We start from the raw sequence: 20,018 nt of genomic DNA on the forward strand, positions 1-20,018 counted from the left end.
CCACCAAAAAAGACGGCAGCCATCCCAACCAAAAAAACACCAACAAAAACAAAGAATTTATTGAGTACACTCAAAAATCAAACAAAAAAACACACTATCAAGTTCACAAACAACACCCACACAAAAACATTGGAAGTGGATAGCCAGTCTAGAAGGGCCCCTTTTCGGTTCCTACCTCGTTCACCGGCAAGAAGAAACTCTACCGAAGACCCCCTGCCACGTCTAGTCCGTACCCACATGACGGGCATCACACCGACTCAAACACAGCCTGACCTGCATGTTTACAAGATCTCCCTGCACGTCTGGCGGTCCGGCTTCGGGCGTGTTGGGAACTGTTTTGGTCTTCGACAATGCTTGGCCCCTTGAGTACCAGCAAGCCCTCGGCAATGCCTGGTCCCTTGAGTGCCAGCAAATGGGAGCTGGTGAGTCCGACCCTTAGATGCGATAACGGGGACCAAGGCAATCGCCCTCGTCCCCGCCATCAAGCTGAGCCTGTGCCCCGCTACCTACTACTCAGTCACCGACTTCAGGTAGTTCAACTGCACGCCTTCACCAGTAAGCGTCAGCTGGTCCCCGGAGACTCGTCCGCCTGTTACCAATGCCAGAGCCTCGGTGTAGGAGGACTCTGTAACCATCAGAGTCTCGTCACAAGCCATCTGGGTAAGGGCCATCGGGCCGACCTCAATCAAACCATCCGTGATGGTCAATGCGCCCGAGTAGTTGTTGCAGCCCGACGTTCCACCAAAGGTCCCGTCAGCTTCAATCACGATATCGATCGGGGCCTCATCGGTTGGCATGATCATTACGCCGTCGACACCAGCACCGTTTGAGAGTGTCCACGTTCCTGCAAGTGCTTCGGTGGATAGGGGCTCAGCCCTCTTGTAGTTCAGTTGCGTGTCCTCACCGGTCAACACCAGGGTGTCACCAACGACCTCACCAGCACGCACCGCCTCGAGAGCCTTGGTGTAGGCGCCCTCAAGTTCCATGGTGTCCTCACAGAACATCATCGTCTGCCCAATCGGACCAAAGTCGATGACTCCCTCCGCGATGGTCAAAGTACCCATGATCTGGTTACAACCACTGTTCCCAGAGAAGTTTCCATCCGCCAGAATGTTCAGTTCAATGGGTTGGTCCGGAGGCGAGATGACATAGCCATCCGCGCCCTTACCATCAACCAGGATCCAGTCCCCGGCCAGAGTTTCGGTCGTAAGATCCGCCGCGGCAGTGCCTGCACCATCCGTCGTCGACTGGGCGTCACCCCCACCTGCACAACCAGCAACGCTGATCGCCATGATCCCCAGGGCCGCAGCAGCGGTCAAAATCTTCCTCATCTGCACATCTCCATCTAGTCGCTCAAAGCCTCACAATAGGGAATTATCGCCCCTTTGGAGATTCTCAAGATCAGGTCTTCCAAATCGTGCTGATCCTGCAACAATTGGATGATGAAGAAGACCCCGCTTCCAGTTACCCCCCTGGTTCACAAAGTCATTGCGTCGCCCGTGGGTCTCGTTCTAGCACTGGCTAGCAGGCGCGGCCTCGTCAAGATCCAGTTCCACCCCGAAAGCCTCGACCGCGACAGCGCCGTCCTCACCCTCAGCGGAAATGCCCAATCAAACCCTGGAAACCGTGACCACCCGGGCTACAGGATTCTTGAGCAGCTTCAAACTCAGTTGGGTGAGTACGGGCGGGGGGAAAGACGCACATTTGCCCTCGCCCTCGATCTTCTCCCAACATTTGATGTCGAGGACGATGCGGGCCTACACGCAGTTCCTAACCCCTGGGTCTCCGCACACGGACGATTCCGCCAGCAGGTTCAGGTTGCCCTGCAGTCGATCCCCTACGGTGAGACCGCCTCCTACGGCGAAGTCGCCACCGCCGTAGGGACGCCCGGGGCGGCGCGAGCAGTTGGCACTGCCTGCGCCACCAACCCTCTTCCCATCATCCTGCCCTGCCACAGGGTCACCAGGAGTGACGGGACGCTCGGTGAGTACACCGGCGGCGTGGCAATTAAAGAAGCCCTGCTGAAACTAGAGCGCGACAACTGTGCGGCCTAGGGACTCCAACCGTGACTATGACTTGGGTTGGACACACTCAACGCCGTTAACCGGCTGGTAGCGCCATCCCTGTGACTCCGTTTTGATCAGTTCAGAGTTCTGGTAAAAGTAGCGGTAGACAGTAACTAGGAAACCCGGTTCGCCCGGTGCCTCTGGGATGCAACCGGCCCGAGTCGACTTCACGGTCGTGGCCGGAACGATCTCTGAACGGCCGCTGGAACCGGCCTCAATGTCCCACACCTTGGTGCTCCAGAACGCAACGGTAATCTGACCATCGGCAACCCAGGCCTCGATTAAGACGCCATACTCAGAGTCGTTCTTGAACTTGACGTCAATTGAGGGAACGAAGATTGTCGCCTCGCGTCCCTCGGGATAGCGCGGAATGTACTGGGAGTGAGGCTGGTGCTCCACGTCCTCGAGCCCAGCAAAGAAGACCGCGTTGTAAAGGGTGGTCGCCAGTTGCGATAGACCGCCGCCGAGGCCGTCAACCAGCACACCATCAATAATGATTCCGGCATTGCCATAGCCGCGTTCTTCAGTAATGGGTCCCAGGGTGTCGAGCAGGCTGAAGGTTTCCCCAGGTAGGACGAGCACACCATTGATCGCCGCAGCTCCCGTAATCAGGTTCCCCGTGCGGACTGAGTCGCTGGTCAGGTTGGTAGTGAAGCTCGAGATCTGCTCTTTGACGCCCAGGGCTTCCACCTCCGCTGTCGTCAGGTCGGCCTCGACCTCGGCTAACTCAACGGTAACCGCCCTATCTTCACTGTGAATCGCCGTGATGACCGCGCCCGAAAGCTTCTCAAAGTTCACCTCGGTGCCGGTTTGGTCCGGAGTGATTTCTGGGACCCCGCCGTTGAGTTTCACCGTCGCGTTTCGTGGCGCCTGCTCCAGTTCCGGAATCTGCTCACGGAGGTCCTGGGCCAAAATCTTCCCATCAATGATCATCTCTAGCGTCGGACCGTTTGCTACGAACGAGGCCGAAGACGCCAGAGTGGCTGGCGCTAGTTCGGTGGAGTTGTCACCGACCGTTGCGTGGACCGGACCTGCCACCAGTGGTTTGGCATCTTCATTTAGCGCACGTTCGACCTCGGCGTCACTAATCGCCGGATCTACCACCTTCGAGGGCAGCGGCAGGGGGCGGCTCCCGGTAAGCCACTTCTCCCTGATGGTCTCTACCGCGCCGGGGATGTCAACTTCCAAACCTGTTGCAGATGGTGATGTTTGGGGCTGTCCGTCAACGAACTCAATCATCCCGTCAAGGGGAAGGATTGCAAAGCTATCTGTCATCCCCTCAAGGGTCGCTGTCAGTGCCTGAGTATCAACTTCGCTGACCGGCGCAACCTCACCCCCACCTGCAATGTGCCTCCAAAGGCGGCCCGGCGAGAGGTTGAAACCAACCAGCTCATCCACGGTTGCCTCAGCGTCAAGGGCAAGTCCAGCGTCTGCGGGAGTGAACTCTCCCTCGACCTCATCGACAACCACCGTCATCGGATCTGTGGTCTTAGCTTGCAGTGACGAAGCCAGCCGCTCCTTGGCGCTAGCTGCCGACATGTTTCCGAGACTCACCCCCGCCACTGTCGTACCCCGGGGGACGCGATCGGAGAGAAGCCATGCTGCGCCAACATAGGCGATCAGAAGCACCCCAACGACGCTGAGGGCGATGATTAGCGGCAGTTTTGCGCGGGCCCCTGAGTCTCCCTGCACGACACTGTCGTCAGGTTGATCAGAAGTCGTGGTTTCACTCGGTTCAAGCACAGGTCAATGTTAGCCTTTCGTATCCGGAGCCCGACCAGACAGGTCAGCAAGATCAAACGGAACTGCCTCCGCTAGACCACGGTGGGCAGGCAGCCCTCAGTTCCTACGGCGTTTCGTCGCCGCCCTCTAGTTCGGCAAACCTGGCCTTCATGGTGGGGTTGTTACGCGTCAACCGCTTTAGCGAAACCCCCTGCGCCTTATCGTTCGCCAGGCGGAGCTGGCGTTCCGAGCCGATCAACGACTCTTTCACCTTTTGCATCCGCACAATTGACTTATCAATCTCATCAATAGCCGTCTGAAAGTGTCGTGCCGCCAGTTCGTAGTTCCTACCGAACGCATCCTTGAAGCTATCCAAGTCACTCTCAAAGTTTGTGATATCGATGTGTTGTGCTTTGACGAGGGCGAGTTCCTGCTTGTACTTGAGCGCATTCATGGAGGCATTGCGCAGGACGGTAATCATCTGAATGAAGAACTGCGGCCTGATGACATACATCTTGGGGTAGCGGTGGGACACGTCAACAATGCCGGTGTTGTAAAGATCGTGATCCTCTTCAAGCAGGGAAACCAGGACTGCGTACTCGCACCCCTTCTCATTCCGGTCCTTGTCCAGCTCTTTCAGGAAGTCCTCATTGCGGCGCTTGGTCGAGGTCGTGTCACTCTCATTTTTCATTTCAAACATGATCGAGACAATCTCGGTTCCGCCCTCATCAAAGTCACGGAAGATGTAGTCCCCTTTTGACCCGGAGCGAGCGTCATTGTCCTTTTCAAAATAGGCCCTGGGAAAGGCGGTGGAACGAATCTTGTTCAACTCAATCTCACAGTGCTGCTCAAGGGTCTCTCCGACCATCTTGGTCGACAGCTTGGCCTTTAGATCCCGCAGTCGCTCGATCGCTTCATCCCGGTCCTTTATTTGCGTCTCATACTTGTCACGCAACGATGTTTCTGCCAGCTGCTTCTCGAGCTCCATGCGAGTGAGGTTGCTCTTCAACTCATCCCGTTCCTTGGCAACCTTCCCCACCGCCTCGGAGACCTCAAGTTTCTTCGCAATCTCCGCAGCCTCTAGGCGTGACTTCAAGTCCTGGATCTCAGAGGCACGAAGCGCTGCTTCCTTCTGCAGTTCAGACTCAAGTCGAGCAGCGGCCAGTGTCGCCTCAGCCTCTTTCTCTTGCGTCACGCGAGAGAGCTCATTGGTCAGGTCATCGCGTTCTTTGGAGACCGTTGCCAGTGCTTCTTGCACCGCCAACTGCTTCTGCATCTCAGAAGCATCGATGCGGGCCTTGAGCTGTTGAATCTCAGTTTCCTTGGCGGCAGCTGCCTTTTGCAGTTCACCCGCCGCCCTGGCTTCAGCGAGTTCCAACGAGCGCTCCTTGTCCTGTTGCGCAACCTCAAGGCGATCATGCAACTGCTGCTCGAACTCTCGGTCCCGAACCTGCAGTGCGATCTCGGCATACCCGGCCTCATCAATCGAGAACATCTTTCCGCAGTGAGGACACTTGATTTCGTGCATTCCAGGGACTTCCAGTTCTCGAGGCCGATGCAACGTCCTCTTCCCATTGAAGACCGCTGCGTAACGCTCACCAGCCTACGTCGACCCTCCGACATCTGCTGCGATCGAGAGTCGAAACCACAAGCCAGACCCCGACAAGGTGCCCTCAACCGCCGCAGTGGTTCCCTGCAGGTGTCGCGGACCCACACAGGGGCTGATCTCGGTTGAAAATGCACAGAATTACGCCCTGCGGAGGACCAAGACACCCGCGCGGGACCAAGGCCAGAATGGTGAGGTCTGGTCAAGGCTGGGTCAAGGTTGAAGGCGAGGTTCAGGTTTAGGTTTAGGTTTAGGTCGACGTCCAGGTCGAGGTCCAGGTCGAGGTCCAGGTCAAGGCCAAGCCTTCAGCAAGCGTGCTTCATGGCTCCGGACAATCATCGTTGACCGCCATCTTGAGATCGGTACGGGGCACATGGAACAGACGTGGCACGAACGTGCGATAGAGGAAGCGAAAATAGGGGTTTTGGGGGTATCGGTGACTACTTGGCTGTTTGCTTGCCATGGGGACTTTGCCCTGTGTTTATAAGGGAAAACCCTGCTATTTCAAGGGTGTCAGAACTGGGGTGGTGGAGCTAAGGGGATTCGAACCCCTGACCTTCTCATTGCGAACGAGACGCGCTACCAACTGCGCCATAGCCCCCGATGAACCCTCAGGTTCAGTGCCTAAAAATGTTAGCACGCCCGAGGTGATGGTTTGTCACCAGGGGCGTGGTAACTGAAGTGGTGTGCGGACTCTCTACGGGTTCGCGCTCTTTTCCTACTGGGCTCGGCGTTGCTCCAGAACCGCATCCAGGTCGAACCTGAACGTTGGTCCGGTGAGGGCGGCTGCAGTCGCAGAAGCCGCTGCCACCTGGTCGGACTTACGCAACGGACGGGCCGGAACACCCTTGGTCCTGCGTTCCAGAACGGGGACAAGGTCGGTATCGGCGTGAACGCGGCGGTTGATAACCGGAGCTGGCCGACTGCCTCGGGCCGGGGGAAGCTGGATGGCGTCCCAGGTGCGGCGCTCTTCGGCCTTGGGGCTGGCAGCTCGGGTCTCGACGACCACTTCCTCGCGTACAGCCTCTTCACGAACAGTGACGACCTTGACGGTGGTTTCGGGCGCTGATTCAGCCGTAGTTTCAACCGCTGTTTCCGCAGCCACCTCAACGTGAGCAACGACGTCCTCGACAACTTCCACGAGTTCTCGGTGAGGCTTCTTAGGAGTGTCCTTTACGGCCTCCATCAGCTTCAAGGTCCCGCGCTTGGCAGCGGCTTCACGGCGACGGGCGTCCCCTCGTTCGCGCTGCTCGGCGATGGCAACCTTGATCTCTTCAAGCTCCACCATCTCTGCAGCATTCTGCTGCTGGGCGCGGTACGCACCAAGGGCCGAACTGATCACAGTGCCAACCAGAAGCACCCCGGGCACAGCCAACCAGGCCCACGCCATCGCACCAAACGCGGCAACGATTGTGAAAACCAAGGTCAGCACAACGGCAAGCCCAGCTGCGACAATACGTCGCTGGACAGCGGCCTGCTCACGGGCCAGTCGCGCCACCCGTCGGGCCCGCAGCGCAGCCATCTGCTGCGTGGGGCTAACCGGACGTGCCTTCGAGGTACGGGGTGCTGACGCGCCTGAGTCGGCGCCGGAAGCTTCCAGGTGTGACATGTGTGTCCCTTCGCTACTTGCCGCATGGGATGTGGAAAGAAGAGGTCGGGTGGAAAGTGAGTCCTGCTTCCGGGCAGCGCTGCCCGATTCAAACTCAACCAGTTCAACCCCGGGAGAGAACCTATCGCCCTCACGCGAACTGACCACGGCTTTTCGTCGGGCTATTGCTGCAGGCAGCGCGTACACAACGATCATGCACGCGATCACGGCTACAAGAATGCCAGCAAATTCCACGGCTCCAACATAGGCAGACTCCGGGGCAATTAACGCGTGCCACTCCGCGCGTCGCACGCAATTGGACCTGTGACTTGAGATCTACTGCCGAGGGCGCCTCCCGGTACTGCGTCTCAGCTATCTTGGCGGCGAATCCAGGCAGTCACTAACGAATGTCCAGGAAGGCCCTTGAGGTCATCCTGATCGATAGCAAAACCGACATGATCAGCCCACTGCCCATTGATGTGCATGAAGCGCGGCTTGTACCCCTCTTCGCGCAGATGCAGCTTGCGCGCGAGCCCGAGCGACGGAACATTCTCCGGCCTCACGTTCACCTCAACTCGGTGCAGCCCCAGGTCTTTGAGGACGAGGTCGATCACCGCTGCAACCGCAAGCGATGTAATCCCCCTGCCGGCCCACTTCTGTGCAATCCAGTAGCCCAGCACCCCCAGCTGCATGGCGCCGCGTTCGATAGCGCCCACCGAGACCAAACCCGCGATCTCCCCGTCGACCTCGACCATCATCGACAGGGCCTCACCGTCTTCTTGGCGACGGTCCATCAGGCCCGGGAACTCTTCCCACGTCGGCACCTGCGAGCCGCTCTCGGGGGGAATACTGGCCTCCCACTGCCCCAACCATTCGACGTTGCTGCGTCGCACCCGTTCAACCGCGTGGTGATCGCGCCCCACACAGGGCCGCAAGACCACCCTGGTGGTTCCGTGTCCGAGGTGAAGAAGCTCGTTCAGTTCCTCGCCCTCGAACCTTACTTCGAGGTCCTGCGGTAACCAGCCCCATATGGAACGACGAGGACGAAAAAAGGTGAACATTTCGGTCTCTAGTCGAGCAGCATGCAGGTCAGCAGCGTCCCCTCGGGGACGTTGGTGGTCTGTTCGGGAACAACCGCCAGGGCATTTGATCCGGCCAGCGCAGAGAGCCACAGCGAGTGCGGGTCACCAACCGGGTGCGCCTCATAGCCCGAGGACGGCGATCCCTGAATGCGCACGCGCACGAACTCGCGAATACCGCGCGTGGATTTAAGGTCGGTGGTTGCGCGGGCTTTCACCGAGGGACGGTTGAGGGTTTTCCAGCCCTGCATCTTTCGCAGCGCTGGCCGAACGAACACCTCAAAACACACCTGGGCAGCCACGGGATCCCCGGGAAGGCAGAAGATCGGGGTGGCGGTGACGTCGTCCTCATCCCCCTCAACGCTGACTGTTCCCACGCCCAGCATGGTTCCCGGATAGGCGGCAACGTTGTCGAAGCGGACTGTTCCTGCGGTTCCCAATGCTTCACGCACCGTGTTGCCGGAGCCGTGTGACAGGCCTCCGGTGGTAATGATGAGGTCGGCCCGCATTAGCTGATCATCGATCATGCGACGCAATGCAGCCCGGTCATCGGGGACGGCCGTGGTGCGGAAGGTTTCTGCGCCCACTTCGGTCGCAGCGGCAGTCAGGGACTGTCCGTTGACATCGAACGTGCTGCCTTCGAGTGGGGCCGCGCCCGGTTCCTGCAGTTCATCCCCAACGGAAATAATGACGACACGAGGACGCGGGTGAACGAGGACGCGAGCGCGCCCCACAGCAGCGATGGCGGCAATCTGGGCCGGGCCGAGACGGGTCCTGGTCTTGACGATCACCTGCCCCACCCGCATGTCCTCTCCTCTGCGGCGCACATTCTGGCCCAGGGTCACCGGGGAGGCGATGGTGACCGTGGACTCTCCGTGGTCGGTGTCCATCAGATCCACCACGGTGTCGGCCCCGATGGGTAGGGGTGCACCGGATGCGATCCGCACCGCCGTGTTGGGGGCGAGGCCGCCCGGATGGGCCTGCCCGGAAGCCACCTCGGCAGTTACGGGAAGTCCCACGGGGGACAGTGCGCTCACTCCGGTGAGATCCTCGGCCCTAACCGCATACCCATCGAGGGCTGCGACGTTCTCTGACGGGTGGTCGAAGGGCGCGGTGACGTCCTCTGCCAGAACACAACCCACCGCATCGAGTAACAGGAGGTCGAGGGGGTCCTGCTGGTCAGCGTTGCGCAGGCAATCCTGATAGAAATCGGCAACGGAGCGCATAGGGTCACCTTCTGGTTGCAGCAGTGAAATCGCAACCCCCAGCGGGTTGCCTGCACCAGCCTAACCGCTCAGCGTTGAGGGGAGCGAGGACCGACATGCTTCAGGGCCCCGCTAGCATGGCACCATGAGTTCCGAGGCCATCTCCACCCAGAAACGGCACTGGCGAACCGCCTACCTGGCACGGCGTCTTGCGGGCGCGACGATGCGCGGTGAACCCGAAGTGAGTCAGGGCGGATCGGGTGGAAACCAGGGTGTCAGCGCTTCCCTTCTGGAGCCGCTGCTGGAGACTCTCCCCGCGGGAGCGGTGGTGGCCGGTTACCTTCCGCTTCCCGCCGAAGTTGATGTTCTTCCGCTGCTCGCCGACTGGGTGGGCCGGGGAGGACGTGTCATCGTGCCCACTTCTGACGCGCTGCTTAGCGGAGGACGAACCACCCCGAGCTGGGAGTTCCTTGGGGATGACTCAAATGAAAATGTCCGTCCCGAGGACGCCGCCCTCATCCTGGTTCCCGGGATTGCTTTTGGATTGGACGGACGACGTTTGGGACGGGGCGCCGGGTGGTACGACCGGGCACTGCCGACATTCGCTTCGGAGTGTGTGAGGGTGGGGGTGTGCTTTGAGGACGAGGTGGTTGGCCCCGGCCTCATCCCCACGGAATCCCATGACCACCAGGTTGACTTTGTCCTCACACCCAGCAGTCTGACCCGGGTGGGTGAGTTGAGGGAAGGGCTTCCCAGCGACGGTCCCCAGGTGCGCCGCTAGGGAGATCTCCACAGGTAGGCGGCGAACCGCCGCTGGCTGATGTCAGCTCACGGCAGGGTTGCCCTATGACTCCAAAGCGTGATGCTCCCTCCCCCTCGAGACTGGGTGGCTACAGCAGCCGCCTCTTCCTGCGACGGATCTTTCTGTCTGTTGTCGCCCTGCTCCTGGTTGTGTTTGCGATTCTGGCCCTACGGGCTCCCTGTGATTGCACCACCCCACTCGGAGCGGAACCTCAATCGGAAGCGAGGCCGGAGGTCAAGCCTGGGTACGCGCAAACTGTCATTACTTCCGGTTCAAACCCGGTGGCGCTCGGGCCCGGTGACAAGGTCGAAATCTGGGGTCCAGCGCCCTCGTGCCCCGAGGACTCCTGCCCCATCGACCTGCTTGCCGCAAATGTCACAGTGCTGAGCGTTGAGGAACCGATGGGAGAGCTTTTCGCTGATGAGAGGCGGCCTCTGCTGACCGTGAGCCTGCCTGCCGGCGACATTGCCGGTGTGCTGCAGGCATCTGACAGCGACAGGATCCACTTCGTAGTTCGATAATGTCCAGGTCCGCCGGGTCCGCAGTAGTTCCAAGGGGCCGGCCCTCTTCATGAAAGGAACTGAAAAGGTGCTCAAGGGATTCAAAGACTTCATCAGTCGCGGTAATGCCATCGATTTGGCCGTGGGTGTTGTCATCGGCGCGGCATTCGGTGAGGTGATCAACGGCCTGGTGAACGACTTCCTCAACCCCCTGATCGGGGCTATCTTCGGAAAGCCTGACTTCTCCAGCCTGTTCGAGTTCCAGATCCAGCTATTCGGTGAGCCAGCCCTGGTTCGCCCGGGGGTCTTCCTGACCGCGCTGCTCAACTTCCTCATTGTGGCAGCTGCCCTCTACTTCTTCGTCGTCCTCCCGGTGAATGCGATGAACAGGAAGAAGGACGCGGTTCTCGGCCTTCAGGAGGACGCGAAGGAACCCGAGGTGGCTCCTGAAGTCGAGCTGCTCAAGGAGATTCGCGATCAGCTCAAGGCTAATGCCGGAGCCTCTGAGGCCTAGTAGCCCCTACCAGTGCGGTGGAACATTCTCCCTCAGCCAGCGGTCATCGCCGCTTTCTGAGGGAGGTGTCGTCTCTGGGGAAGCGTCCCTACTGGCCTCCATATCAGAACCCAGGGGGCTGAGAGTGTCGTCGCCGACCACAACCTCAGGCTCCTCACCTCCATTGTCGACCCGGGTGACGTAGACGGCCCGCCGAGGCTTCTTCTTTCGTGGCCTCTGCGCCCCAGAAGTCTGGGAGGTCTGCTGGGAACCCATGGCTGGACCGCGTCCTACTTACCGGAGGTGCGTCGAACCACGTTGGCGAGGACGGTGTGGGACTGGGCGCCCCTGCGGCGCAGACCAATGGCTTCCCGGAGCGCCTCAACCTGGTCTTCCTCACTTGCTCCGGGATGACGTGCCCAGAGCCAGGTTGCCACCTCATCCAACTGGTCATCACTGTAGGCAGCGAGTGGCAATCCCTTGGTAACCGGGGGCCTGGGGCCCACTTCAACCTCAGGGACCTCAACTACTTCGATGACCTCTTCCACCTCGGGGACCGCATCCTCAAGCTGGACCCGAACCAGGTCGGCATCATCAACCTCGACTGCGGTCTTCTCCAGCAGGTCTGCGGCCTCAAGAACTTCGGACAGGTCCCCTTCCACTCCTTCATCCGGAGCGGGGGCACCTTCGACCTCGGCAACCTCATCGACCTCGTCGAAGATGGCGATCGGTTGGCCCGGCTCATCGTCCTCGGGGTCTTCCGCAGCTTCTACGGTTACCTCAATGGGACTATCTGACTCAACTTCGATCGCTTCGTCGTTTTCATCGAGGCCGTTGGACTCCGCGGAGTCCACCTTCGTCTCACCAAGGAGCTCTGCCCCCTCGGCAGCCAGAGTTGCTGCCGCGGCCGGGGTGACGGGTTTGCCGATGCGAATGTAGTACTCATCGACAGCGTCAAGAACCAGTTCAACGATGTGCTGGGCTTCCTTGTTCGGGTCGATAAAGACCGACATCGAAAGTTCTGTGCGGACCTTCCAGCCGGCGTTCTCCAGCTGCTCGGGCCAGTAGCGATCACGCACACGAAGCGAAGGTTCACCGCGGTAATTGGGGTCGTCGGTGAGGACCGCCACCAGCAGTTCACCCGGCACCTCCGGGTGACCAACAGCCAGGGGAATCCGGGTCGGACCCACCCCGAGGTTGGCAACAATCGGTAGTCCAAGCCGGTGCAGACGATCCGCAAGATCAACCAGCAGGTCATCGGGGACGTGTTCCCCACCGTCGCCTGTCACGTCGCTTTCAGTGCGACCTTCGGCCAGCGCCAAGAGGTCAACGAGGGCGAGCGCCCCTGCATGACGGAGTCGGGAGCGGTCGATCTCCGTGGACTCCAGGCTCGTCACCACCGTCAGATCACCCACGGAACCCTGAGCGATCTGCTCGATTGCCTCAATCCCCTCGGGGGTCGACAACACCCCGAAGTCATGAATGACCCTGCCGTGAGCGGTCTTGGCGAAGCCGACGGAAAGTACCGTGCGCTCAGGTCGGTTCGCGGCCAGCTGTTCGGGTAGAACCACCATCTTCTCAAGCTGAGCCGGCATACCGAGCCGTGATGAGAGGTTGCGGTCCAACCCCATGAGGCGCCTGATGGAAGCTCGGACACGGTCCGCATGACGTTCGCTGAATGTCACGATGTTAATGGTCTGCCCGGTGTTACGAGCCATGTGATCCAGCAGGTACTCAGCAGCCCTGTCGGCCTCACCCAGTGAAGACTCAATGGCAACCGTGGTGGGGGCTGGCATTCCTGAACCCTCGACCTTGATGTACTCAATGGTGCTGAGGGGACGGGGAGCCGGAACCGCAACGATGCTGGTGTCTGGCTTGTACTTCACAACCAGGTCGGCGAAGTGGCCGTTGATGGTGGCGGGCCGGGCCGGGAGTTCATAGACGGGAAGGAACTTGGCCATCTTGGAGAGCCATGAACCAGACTTCACGTCCTCGGCCGCGCTTGCGAAGGCGATAACATCGCTACCCCGCGCAATGATAGGTGCGAGTTCCGCCAGGGCGGCATCGGCCATGCCCACCAGGAGGACGGTATCGACCGGTCGCCTGCGGTTTGCGACCGCCGGAACCAGGGCCGGACCCGCACAGACAATGGGAAGCAGGTCCCATGCCAGGGAGTACTCGCCGAAGAGCGTCCGCGCCGGAACTTCATCACCGAGGGCAGCGATCAGCTCAGCGTGCTGTTCAGGGTAGACGGAGACCGCGTCGCGGCGCCCCGACTTGACGCGCTCAACCACGGAGTGGCCGAGGCTCTCAACCTGAGCCTGGTCAAGCACCCGGATCTCACCAACCAGCCCCTGGAGGAGGTCGGGGTCAAAACCACCGAGGCGTGGTTCGGCGGCCAGCATGAGCCCGAGGGCGGAAGCCCACCAGGAGAGGTCAAGTTCGAGGCCGAGCAGCTCGCCCTCAATCTGTCGGGTCCTGAAATCTTCCACCAGTTCACCCAGACCGAGAGCATCCAGCTCTTCAGTAACACGCAGGCGCTGCGGAACCAGCCGGGCTCCATTGGTATCCTCGGAGAGCGCCTCAATAATCGGGCACAACTCATCGAGCGGCATTGACCCCAGATGACCAAAGGCGGGCTCAAGGAAGGGGGCGATAACGCGCACCTGTGAGGTGGCCTCATCCAGGGTTTGCACGCAGCCCTTAAGCCCCTCGGGGATGGTTGGCCACGGCTCTTCCTCCGCTGCGGCAAGACGCCACTGATGACGGCACTCTTGGACCTGGCCGAGAGCATCGTGCAGGTCGGCCACGTGGACCCCTGGTCGCACCAGGTCTTTGGCCTGCTTCACCATCTGGCGACGGCGTGAACCCTTGAGGTTGATCCCCTTCTGCTTCCGCCACTCGGGGGTGGCTGTGGCAATGACGAGGTCGGCCGGTGATCGTTCGAATGCTTCGGGACGGAAGAGGTCCAGCAGTGACTGGGCCCGCTCTATCAGCTCCAGCTGCAGTCGCCAACCGTCGAGGGTAGTGGCTGTTTTCAATCCGGTTTGGCCGGCCACACGAGCCATCTGGACACGCACTGCCGGCAGAATCTCTTTCGCCAGCGCCTCGGTGGCGTCAAGGACCCTCTGGACGTCAGCGACGTCCCGCAGCTTGATACCATCCCAGCCACTCAGTGGTTCCTCGGCGTTAAAGATGCCCTGCCTAGAAGCTTCGTCCAGCAACTCCCGCGCGCGGATGCCCCCGTCCTCGGAAAGGTTCGCGAGGGTAGCCGCACCGAGGCGAACCCTGGTGCTGGGACCGTCGGGGTCCGAGGTCAGTTCAGTGAGAACCTGGAGAGCATCAAACGGGGTGACCCCGAAGTCCTCAAACTCTGCGTGCAACTGCTCTTCATAGGCTCCGAGGGCGGCGCGGGCGCGGCGCAGGGCCACCCGCATGTTCTCAATCTCGGCCTCATTACCAGACGGATCGAGGGCGCTGAGGGCAGTTGCTAGCCTCTCACTAACCCTTTCCGGATCCGTGCCGGGAAAGAAGTCAGCGACAATAGAGCCGATCTGCTCGCGTTCAAAACGGCTTCCCAGCGCCTCATAGCTAGCAGAATCGTTGGCGACGACGAGGACGGACCTGCCCTCTGCGGCCAGTGCGGCAGCCGAGGAGACCGCCGCCCCGATCAGGTCGGCACCATCGGCCGGCTTCACAACATATGAGCCACCGCTGATGACAGCCTCGATAACATCCTGGACAGCCGGGGACTGATCGCCAACGCCGACCTCTTTCCACGGGTCGCGGTCCGCGGGGTTAGGAACTATTTCAGTGTCTGTGCGTTCCAGCTTCTCTCGGGCTTCAGAATCGCCCGTAATACCCCGGAGCACCTCTGAACGTTCCAGGAACGCGGTGTCAGAGAGGTCGCGGAAAAGTGAGGCAGTCGGGTGGGTGAGAATCTCCAGGGAGAGGTCATCACGCAGCTTGAACTTCTCCAGGTAGGTGCCAACCTCTGCGATAGCCTCCAGAGCCGCTGCCGGTGCGAAGCCGCCGGGCCCGTGGAGTGCTTCAAGGAGCAGGCCACGATCGACCTCGACGCCCGCAAGCGAAGCCTCCCGCAACAGGCGAGCTGAGACCTCAACCCCGGGGAGCAGGTGCAGGGTCAGCTCCCCGTCCTCGTCCTCACCAATGACAACCTGGCGCATAAAGACGGGAATCTTGGTGGCTGGCCTGGGGCCACCCCATGAGGCCCGCCCCACCGCAAGGTGGACCACAACGTGGCCGTGTTCAGCTGCCAGCTGTTCAGCAAAGGCACGGAGCTCACCGACTTTAGCGGTGACCTCTGCCAGCGAGGTTTCCTCACGAACCAGGTTGGAGAGTCGGGTGGGGGCGTCGGCGTACAGCGCGGCTAATCCGCCGGGGTGGGCGCTGGAGAGCGCCACCGCTCGGGCAGCTGCCTCGGTGGCATCAACACGCGCGGCCGTAGCCAGCTCGCTGCGCCACAGGGACGACAACTCGGAAAGGGGTAGCACAACCTCGTCCTCTTCGAGTTCTTCGGTTTCTTCGACGTCAAAGGGAGCCGTGGGGATCACAGCTTCACCTTTTGGCACCTGTTTTTCAGGCGTAGCTAAATCCGGTGCACCTGCTTGTGACTGCACCGATTCTGGATTCTGGGCATGGTTACGCGTCTCCCGTCGGGGGCCCTTGCGCGAGAAGATTGAACGTGCCACAACGCAACACTAGCTTTACTCAACCCCCGCGCGTGGTCAGCGTGGCCGGGTTTACTGGAAAAGCTCCCACGTCCTTGCGTTCCACCCCTCGGGATTAGCAGGTGTGAACTTCCCCGTTTGGTGGGATTCTGGGACCTAGCTCACAGGTCATCCCAAAGTAGCCCCTGTGACTCCAGGTCGATGCCGAACTCGGAAAGAAGGAACCAGAAGATGACGGAACCGCAGTCCGACCTTCCCGACATTTACTACCCCGATGAAACCACCCTAAAAAATGCAAGGATCAGGGACTGGCAACAGGTTGAGGAGGAAGCGGCAGCAGACCCCGTCGCCTACTGGGAGAAACGTGCTCGGGAACTGACGTGGTCAAAGCCGTGGACACGCACCCTCGATGACGATGATGCCCCATTCTTCAAGTGGTTCGTCGGCGGCAAGACCAACATTGTCACCAATGCGATCGACCGCCACCTCGACGGCCCCCACAAGAACAAGCTCGCCCTCCTGTGGCAGTCCGAGGATGGGAAAGAGACACGCACCTTCTCCTACTTCTCCCTCAACCGGGCCGTCACCAAGATGGCCAACGTGCTGAAAGCCCTGGGGGTTCGCAAGGGCGACCGTGTCACCATCTACCTGCCGCGCATCCCCGAAGTCTTCTTCGCCATGCTGGCCTGCGCCAAACTGGGCGCCGTCCACTCGGTCATTTTTGCCGGTTTCTCTGCCGACGCACTCACCGCCCGCATCGACGACTCTGAGTCCAAAGTGGTCATAACCGCCGATGGTTCCTGGATTAACGGTTCCGTGTTCCCCCTGAAGGACATCGTTGACCAGGCAGTGCGTTTCTCCCCCACGGTCGAAAACGTCCTCGTCATCAAGCGCACCGGTTCCGAGGTGACCATGGACCCGCTCCGCGACCACTGGTACCACGACCTCACAGCCCTGCCCATTGCCCGCGGTGCCTGCGAAACGGTCCAGGTCGACGCGGAGCACCCCCTCTTCATCCTCTACACCTCGGGATCAACGGGGAAGCCGAAGGCCGTCCTCCACACCCACGGCGGCTACATGGTGGGAACCTATGCGACACTTCGCGACACCTTCGACCTGAATGACGGGGATAGGTACTGGTGCACGGCAGACGCGGGATGGATCACCGGGCACTCCTACGTCGTCTATGGGCCACTGCTGAACGGGGCGACTTCGTTCATGTACGAGGGCGGACCGTCCTACCCGCACCCGGACCGCTGGTGGTCGCTAATCGAACACTACGGAATCACCACCTTCTACACCGCCCCCACCGCCATCCGCTCGCTCATGCGATTCGGGGACGCCTGGGTGAACCGCCACGACCTCTCCAGCCTGCGCCTGCTCGGCACGGTCGGCGAACCAATCAACCCGGAGGCGTGGCGCTGGTTCTACGAGATTGTCGGCCAGGGCCGCTGCCCCATCATGGACACCTGGTGGCAAACCGAAACCGGGATGTTCCAGATCGCCGGAGTCCCGGCTATGCCACAGAAACCCGGCTCCGCTGGGAGACCCATATTCGGCCAGGTTGCTGAGATCGTCGACGAAAAGGGTGACCCGGTCCCCGATGGAACCGAAGGTTTCCTCACCCTGCTCAACCCCTGGCCGGCAATGATGCGCACCCTCTACCGCGATGACCAGCGCTACCTCGACACCTACTGGAACGTCTATGCCGGACGCTACGCCACCGGGGACTCGGCCCGTCGGGACGAGGACGGCTACTACTGGGTGATCGGACGCACCGACGACATCATCAAGGTCTCGGGACACCGACTGGGAACCGCGGAGGTCGAGTCGGCGATCACCTCCCACTCCGCCGTGGCCGAAGCAGCCGCAATCGGACTGCCCCACGAAATCAAGGGGAACGCCATCCACGTCTATGCCGTCCTCAACCCGGGCCACCAGGGCAGCCGCGAGATGACCGAGGAACTGCGCGCCCATGTCGCCACCCACCTCTCCCCCATAGCCAAACCAGACGAGATCATCTACGTAGAATCCCTACCGAAGACTCGCTCAGGCAAGATCATGAGGCGGGTTTTGCGTGCCCGCGCCCTCGGTCAAGATGAGGGGGACCTGTCTACACTGGATGGTTAGAACCCCGGAACCCAGGGCGGGTTCCGGACCACCACGCCAGGGGGTTGCCGTGAGCCACGCCAAACCATCCAGACACGTCCCGCAGGCCAAGAGGATCGTCTACGCTCACCGCGGCTCCAACCAGTTGGCACCACCGACAACTGCCCGCCTTCGAGCTGGCAGTTGTCGGTGGTGCCACCTGGATAGAGACCGATGTTGATATCACCGGAGATGGTGCGCCCGTCATCATTCACGACTCCTCACTGGACAGGACCACCAACCGAAGAGGCCCCCTCGTCGACCTCGACTCCTCGGAACTGGATACGGTCGACGCGGGCGCCTGGTTCGCCCCCGCCTACCAGGGGGTCCGGCTCCCGAGGCTCGCCGAACTCATCGACTTCATCAACGACAGGGCCATCAACGCCAACATTGAACTGAAGTCCCACGAATCCGGTGAAGCGGGGACCAGCCAACTCATCGATGCGGTCATCAAGGAACTGGCTCGCCTCGACCCCGAGCGAGAGATCATCATCTCCTCCTTTTCACCGCTCGTCCTCGACCGCTTCCATCAGAGGGCGCCCGAGTACACGATTGCGATGCTGTGGACTAAAGAAACTCTCGGTCCGGACTGGCTGTCAGTACTCGAGATGGTTGGCGCCACCTACGCTCACCTTGAGAATGAAGGACTCACCGAGGCCATAGTCAAGGCGATTACCTCCGCGGGCTACGGGGTGAGCGTCTGGACAGTGAACGATCGCGCCCGGGCCAACGAGCTTTTCAACTGGGGCTGCACCGGGATCTTCAGCGATGTCGCCACCCACATGCTCGACTTTCAGCAGGTGTGACGACTAGTTGATGTCATCGAGCTGCGCGGCGGACTCCGGAGGGGTTGCCAGAAGGGCCATCTCACGCTTGCGTACCGCGATGGTCAGCGAGAACATGACGACTAGAAGCGCTACCGCCCAGGTGAAAATATAGAAAATCTGGTGGTCAACCATCGCGTTCCAACCCCCCTGGTCAAGCCCGGCAACGACGTGGGCCCAACCCTTCTGGGTGTCGAGCCCCTCGGTGAGGGCGGTGGTAAACGGATCGGTTCCGGAGGGAACCAAACCACCAAGGACCTGCGCTATGTACTCATTGGAGAGCGCGTGGGCCAGTTTGCCTGGGGTCAGACCAACCAGTCCGAGAACGGTGACAATGCTGGCGAACAGGGTTGGAGGAAGGACGGTCTTGACATAGAGGTTCTTCTCGCCCGCCGCGATACTGACAACCGAAATCACCTCACCAATCAGGAAGCCGTAGACGGCCCCGGCGGTTGAGATGTCGAGAAGGAGCGCCGGTGACACCGAGTCGAGGAGTGCCATTCCAAGCGGACTGAACTGTCCTGTAGAAAGCGGGACGACCACGAGGGGAATCAGAGTACCCACGAAAACACCGCCGGCAGCTCCGAATCCGGCCCAGGTACCCAGGCTGACCGCCACCTGCGACAGGGTGATGCCGCTCGCGGTACCGCGGCGCAACTGCAGCAGGGAGACGATGACGATGGTGAGGATGTAGGCGACAGTCCAGCAGGTCGCCACCAGAAGGGTGTAGAAACCAACCGCGTGGGAAAGGAAATCCGAGGTTTCGTTTCCCCTGACATTCATCAGAATCGAAGCGCCCAGGACCCCCACCACACCCGGAAAGATAACCAGCACCGCGCCGATGTTGACGACCTTGTTGATATGGGTTGCCTCGGTGCGGTCCTCAGCCCGAAACTCGCTTGTGTCCAGCGACTCCCAGTTCGGCAGGGCAACCCGCTTGGCAAATCTCAGGTGTTTCCTAATTAGTCTGAGGTCGTTGCCGTGGCCCTGATTGAGCAGGATGAGGGCGGCCCACAGAGCCAGGCCCACCAGGACCAGACCCCCGAAGATCCACAGCATGGCGGCCGGCGCGATGGTTCCGCTGAGCAGGGCCCAGAAAACCATTGCGGCCGAAATGATGAACGAAATCAAACCAAGTACCGCGTAGACCCGGCGCCGGCTGCTGCGCTTCTCCCGGTGGGAAAGCACCGCGCACAACAGACTCAGCCCCAGGAAAATGGCTGACAGACTCACGGCCCAACTACTCATAGGCCAACCCTAAGTCACGGGCAGACCGCTCGCAGGGGCGGAACAG

Annotated in this window: 16 protein-coding genes and 1 tRNA gene; 7 read left to right on the forward strand and 10 right to left on the reverse strand. The window is 60.7% G+C overall.

The genetic code is table 11. The annotated features are described in order from the left end of the window. Window positions 1-277 precede the first annotated feature (277 nt). On the forward strand, window positions 278-439 hold the full coding sequence (locus CS903_RS09345) for a hypothetical protein (RefSeq protein WP_164996671.1): 162 nt from the start codon (window positions 278-280) through the stop codon (window positions 437-439). Between the two features lie 70 nt (window positions 440-509). Here CS903_RS09345 and CS903_RS03990 read toward each other — a convergent pair whose 3' ends face one another. Next, on the reverse strand, window positions 510-1,331 hold the full coding sequence (locus CS903_RS03990; RefSeq protein ID WP_099332279.1) for an META domain-containing protein: 822 nt from the start codon (window positions 1,329-1,331) through the stop codon (window positions 510-512). A gap of 111 nt (window positions 1,332-1,442) precedes the next feature. On the opposite strand from CS903_RS03990, the gene CS903_RS03995 reads away from it, so the two are divergent. Beyond that, on the forward strand, window positions 1,443-2,054 hold the full coding sequence (locus CS903_RS03995; RefSeq protein ID WP_207203750.1) for a methylated-DNA--[protein]-cysteine S-methyltransferase: 612 nt from the start codon (window positions 1,443-1,445) through the stop codon (window positions 2,052-2,054). 15 nt (window positions 2,055-2,069) lie between these two features. Here CS903_RS03995 and CS903_RS04000 read toward each other — a convergent pair whose 3' ends face one another. The 6 genes from CS903_RS04000 to CS903_RS04025 all read right to left on the reverse strand — a co-directional run bounded on the left by CS903_RS04000 (window position 2,070) and on the right by CS903_RS04025 (window position 9,287). Next, window positions 2,070-3,809: a VanW family protein gene (locus CS903_RS04000; protein WP_099332281.1), complete on the reverse strand. Its 1,740-nt coding sequence runs from the start codon at window positions 3,807-3,809 to the stop codon at window positions 2,070-2,072. Window positions 3,810-3,912: 103 nt separating this feature from the next. After that, a complete protein-coding gene (locus CS903_RS04005) occupies window positions 3,913-5,316 on the reverse strand; it encodes a DUF2130 domain-containing protein (RefSeq protein ID WP_099332282.1) in 1,404 nt (467 codons plus the stop codon). A 603-nt stretch (window positions 5,317-5,919) separates the two neighbouring features. Further along, a tRNA-Ala gene (locus CS903_RS04010) sits at window positions 5,920-5,995 on the reverse strand. A gap of 117 nt (window positions 5,996-6,112) precedes the next feature. Continuing rightward, a complete protein-coding gene (locus CS903_RS04015) occupies window positions 6,113-7,237 on the reverse strand; it encodes a hypothetical protein (RefSeq protein WP_099332283.1) in 1,125 nt (374 codons plus the stop codon). Between the two features lie 113 nt (window positions 7,238-7,350). Continuing rightward, a complete protein-coding gene (locus tag CS903_RS04020; protein ID WP_099332284.1) occupies window positions 7,351-8,043 on the reverse strand; it encodes a GNAT family N-acetyltransferase in 693 nt (230 codons plus the stop codon). An 8-nt stretch (window positions 8,044-8,051) separates the two neighbouring features. Then, window positions 8,052-9,287, reverse strand: a complete 1,236-nt coding sequence (locus tag CS903_RS04025) for a molybdopterin molybdotransferase MoeA (RefSeq protein WP_099332285.1) — start codon at window positions 9,285-9,287, stop codon at window positions 8,052-8,054. Window positions 9,288-9,411: 124 nt separating this feature from the next. On the opposite strand from CS903_RS04025, the gene CS903_RS04030 reads away from it, so the two are divergent. The 3 genes from CS903_RS04030 (at window position 9,412) to mscL (ending at window position 11,082) form a co-directional block, all read left to right on the forward strand. Further along, window positions 9,412-10,047, forward strand: coding sequence for a 5-formyltetrahydrofolate cyclo-ligase (locus tag CS903_RS04030; RefSeq protein WP_099332286.1), 636 nt, complete (start codon window positions 9,412-9,414; stop codon window positions 10,045-10,047). A gap of 65 nt (window positions 10,048-10,112) precedes the next feature. Beyond that, window positions 10,113-10,589 (forward strand): hypothetical protein, encoded by a 477-nt coding sequence (locus tag CS903_RS04035; RefSeq protein WP_099332287.1) that lies wholly within the window; start codon window positions 10,113-10,115, stop codon window positions 10,587-10,589. Window positions 10,590-10,638: 49 nt separating this feature from the next. Then, complete coding sequence (mscL, locus tag CS903_RS04040; protein ID WP_306345673.1) at window positions 10,639-11,082, forward strand: large conductance mechanosensitive channel protein MscL; 444 nt, start codon at window positions 10,639-10,641, stop codon at window positions 11,080-11,082. Window positions 11,083-11,088: 6 nt separating this feature from the next. Here mscL and CS903_RS04045 read toward each other — a convergent pair whose 3' ends face one another. Both CS903_RS04045 and CS903_RS04050 read right to left on the reverse strand, forming a co-directional pair. Continuing rightward, window positions 11,089-11,337, reverse strand: a complete 249-nt coding sequence (locus CS903_RS04045; RefSeq protein WP_099332288.1) for a hypothetical protein — start codon at window positions 11,335-11,337, stop codon at window positions 11,089-11,091. A 14-nt stretch (window positions 11,338-11,351) separates the two neighbouring features. Beyond that, the gene (locus CS903_RS04050) at window positions 11,352-15,653 is read right to left on the reverse strand and encodes a PDDEXK-like endonuclease domain-containing protein (protein WP_099332289.1); all 4,302 of its coding nucleotides are present in this window, start codon (window positions 15,651-15,653) and stop codon (window positions 11,352-11,354) included. A gap of 330 nt (window positions 15,654-15,983) precedes the next feature. Between CS903_RS04050 and acs the strand changes: the two genes are divergently transcribed. Beyond that, the gene (gene acs, locus CS903_RS04055) at window positions 15,984-17,882 is read left to right on the forward strand and encodes an acetate--CoA ligase (protein ID WP_099332290.1); all 1,899 of its coding nucleotides are present in this window, start codon (window positions 15,984-15,986) and stop codon (window positions 17,880-17,882) included. 200 nt (window positions 17,883-18,082) lie between these two features. Beyond that, window positions 18,083-18,706, forward strand: a complete 624-nt coding sequence (locus CS903_RS04060) for a glycerophosphodiester phosphodiesterase family protein (protein WP_242491766.1) — start codon at window positions 18,083-18,085, stop codon at window positions 18,704-18,706. A 3-nt stretch (window positions 18,707-18,709) separates the two neighbouring features. Here CS903_RS04060 and CS903_RS04065 read toward each other — a convergent pair whose 3' ends face one another. Then, the gene (locus tag CS903_RS04065) at window positions 18,710-19,972 is read right to left on the reverse strand and encodes a hypothetical protein (protein WP_129587594.1); all 1,263 of its coding nucleotides are present in this window, start codon (window positions 19,970-19,972) and stop codon (window positions 18,710-18,712) included. Between the last annotated feature and the right edge of the window lie 46 nt (window positions 19,973-20,018).

This window comes from Actinomyces minihominis (genome assembly GCF_900187855.1).
GTDB lineage: Bacteria > Actinomycetota > Actinomycetes > Actinomycetales > Actinomycetaceae > Scrofimicrobium > Scrofimicrobium minihominis.

What these genes read in the sequence shown, in the direction of transcription:
- CS903_RS04020 (WP_099332284.1), bottom strand. Translation starts at nt 8,043, where the DNA reads ATGTTCACCTTTTTTCGTCCTCGTCGTTCCATATGGGGCTGGTTACCG.
- CS903_RS04025 (WP_099332285.1), bottom strand. Translation starts at nt 9,287, where the DNA reads ATGCGCTCCGTTGCCGATTTCTATCAGGATTGCCTGCGCAACGCTGAC.
- CS903_RS03995 (WP_207203750.1), top strand. Translation starts at nt 1,443, where the DNA reads ATGAAGAAGACCCCGCTTCCAGTTACCCCCCTGGTTCACAAAGTCATT.
- CS903_RS04005 (WP_099332282.1), bottom strand. Translation starts at nt 5,316, where the DNA reads ATGCACGAAATCAAGTGTCCTCACTGCGGAAAGATGTTCTCGATTGAT.
- CS903_RS04035 (WP_099332287.1), top strand. Translation starts at nt 10,113, where the DNA reads ATGACTCCAAAGCGTGATGCTCCCTCCCCCTCGAGACTGGGTGGCTAC.
- acs (WP_099332290.1), top strand. Translation starts at nt 15,984, where the DNA reads ATGACGGAACCGCAGTCCGACCTTCCCGACATTTACTACCCCGATGAA.
- CS903_RS09345 (WP_164996671.1), top strand. Translation starts at nt 278, where the DNA reads ATGTTTACAAGATCTCCCTGCACGTCTGGCGGTCCGGCTTCGGGCGTG.
- CS903_RS03990 (WP_099332279.1), bottom strand. Translation starts at nt 1,331, where the DNA reads ATGAGGAAGATTTTGACCGCTGCTGCGGCCCTGGGGATCATGGCGATC.
- CS903_RS04045 (WP_099332288.1), bottom strand. Translation starts at nt 11,337, where the DNA reads ATGGGTTCCCAGCAGACCTCCCAGACTTCTGGGGCGCAGAGGCCACGA.
- CS903_RS04065 (WP_129587594.1), bottom strand. Translation starts at nt 19,972, where the DNA reads ATGAGTAGTTGGGCCGTGAGTCTGTCAGCCATTTTCCTGGGGCTGAGT.
- mscL (WP_306345673.1), top strand. Translation starts at nt 10,639, where the DNA reads ATGAAAGGAACTGAAAAGGTGCTCAAGGGATTCAAAGACTTCATCAGT.
- CS903_RS04030 (WP_099332286.1), top strand. Translation starts at nt 9,412, where the DNA reads ATGAGTTCCGAGGCCATCTCCACCCAGAAACGGCACTGGCGAACCGCC.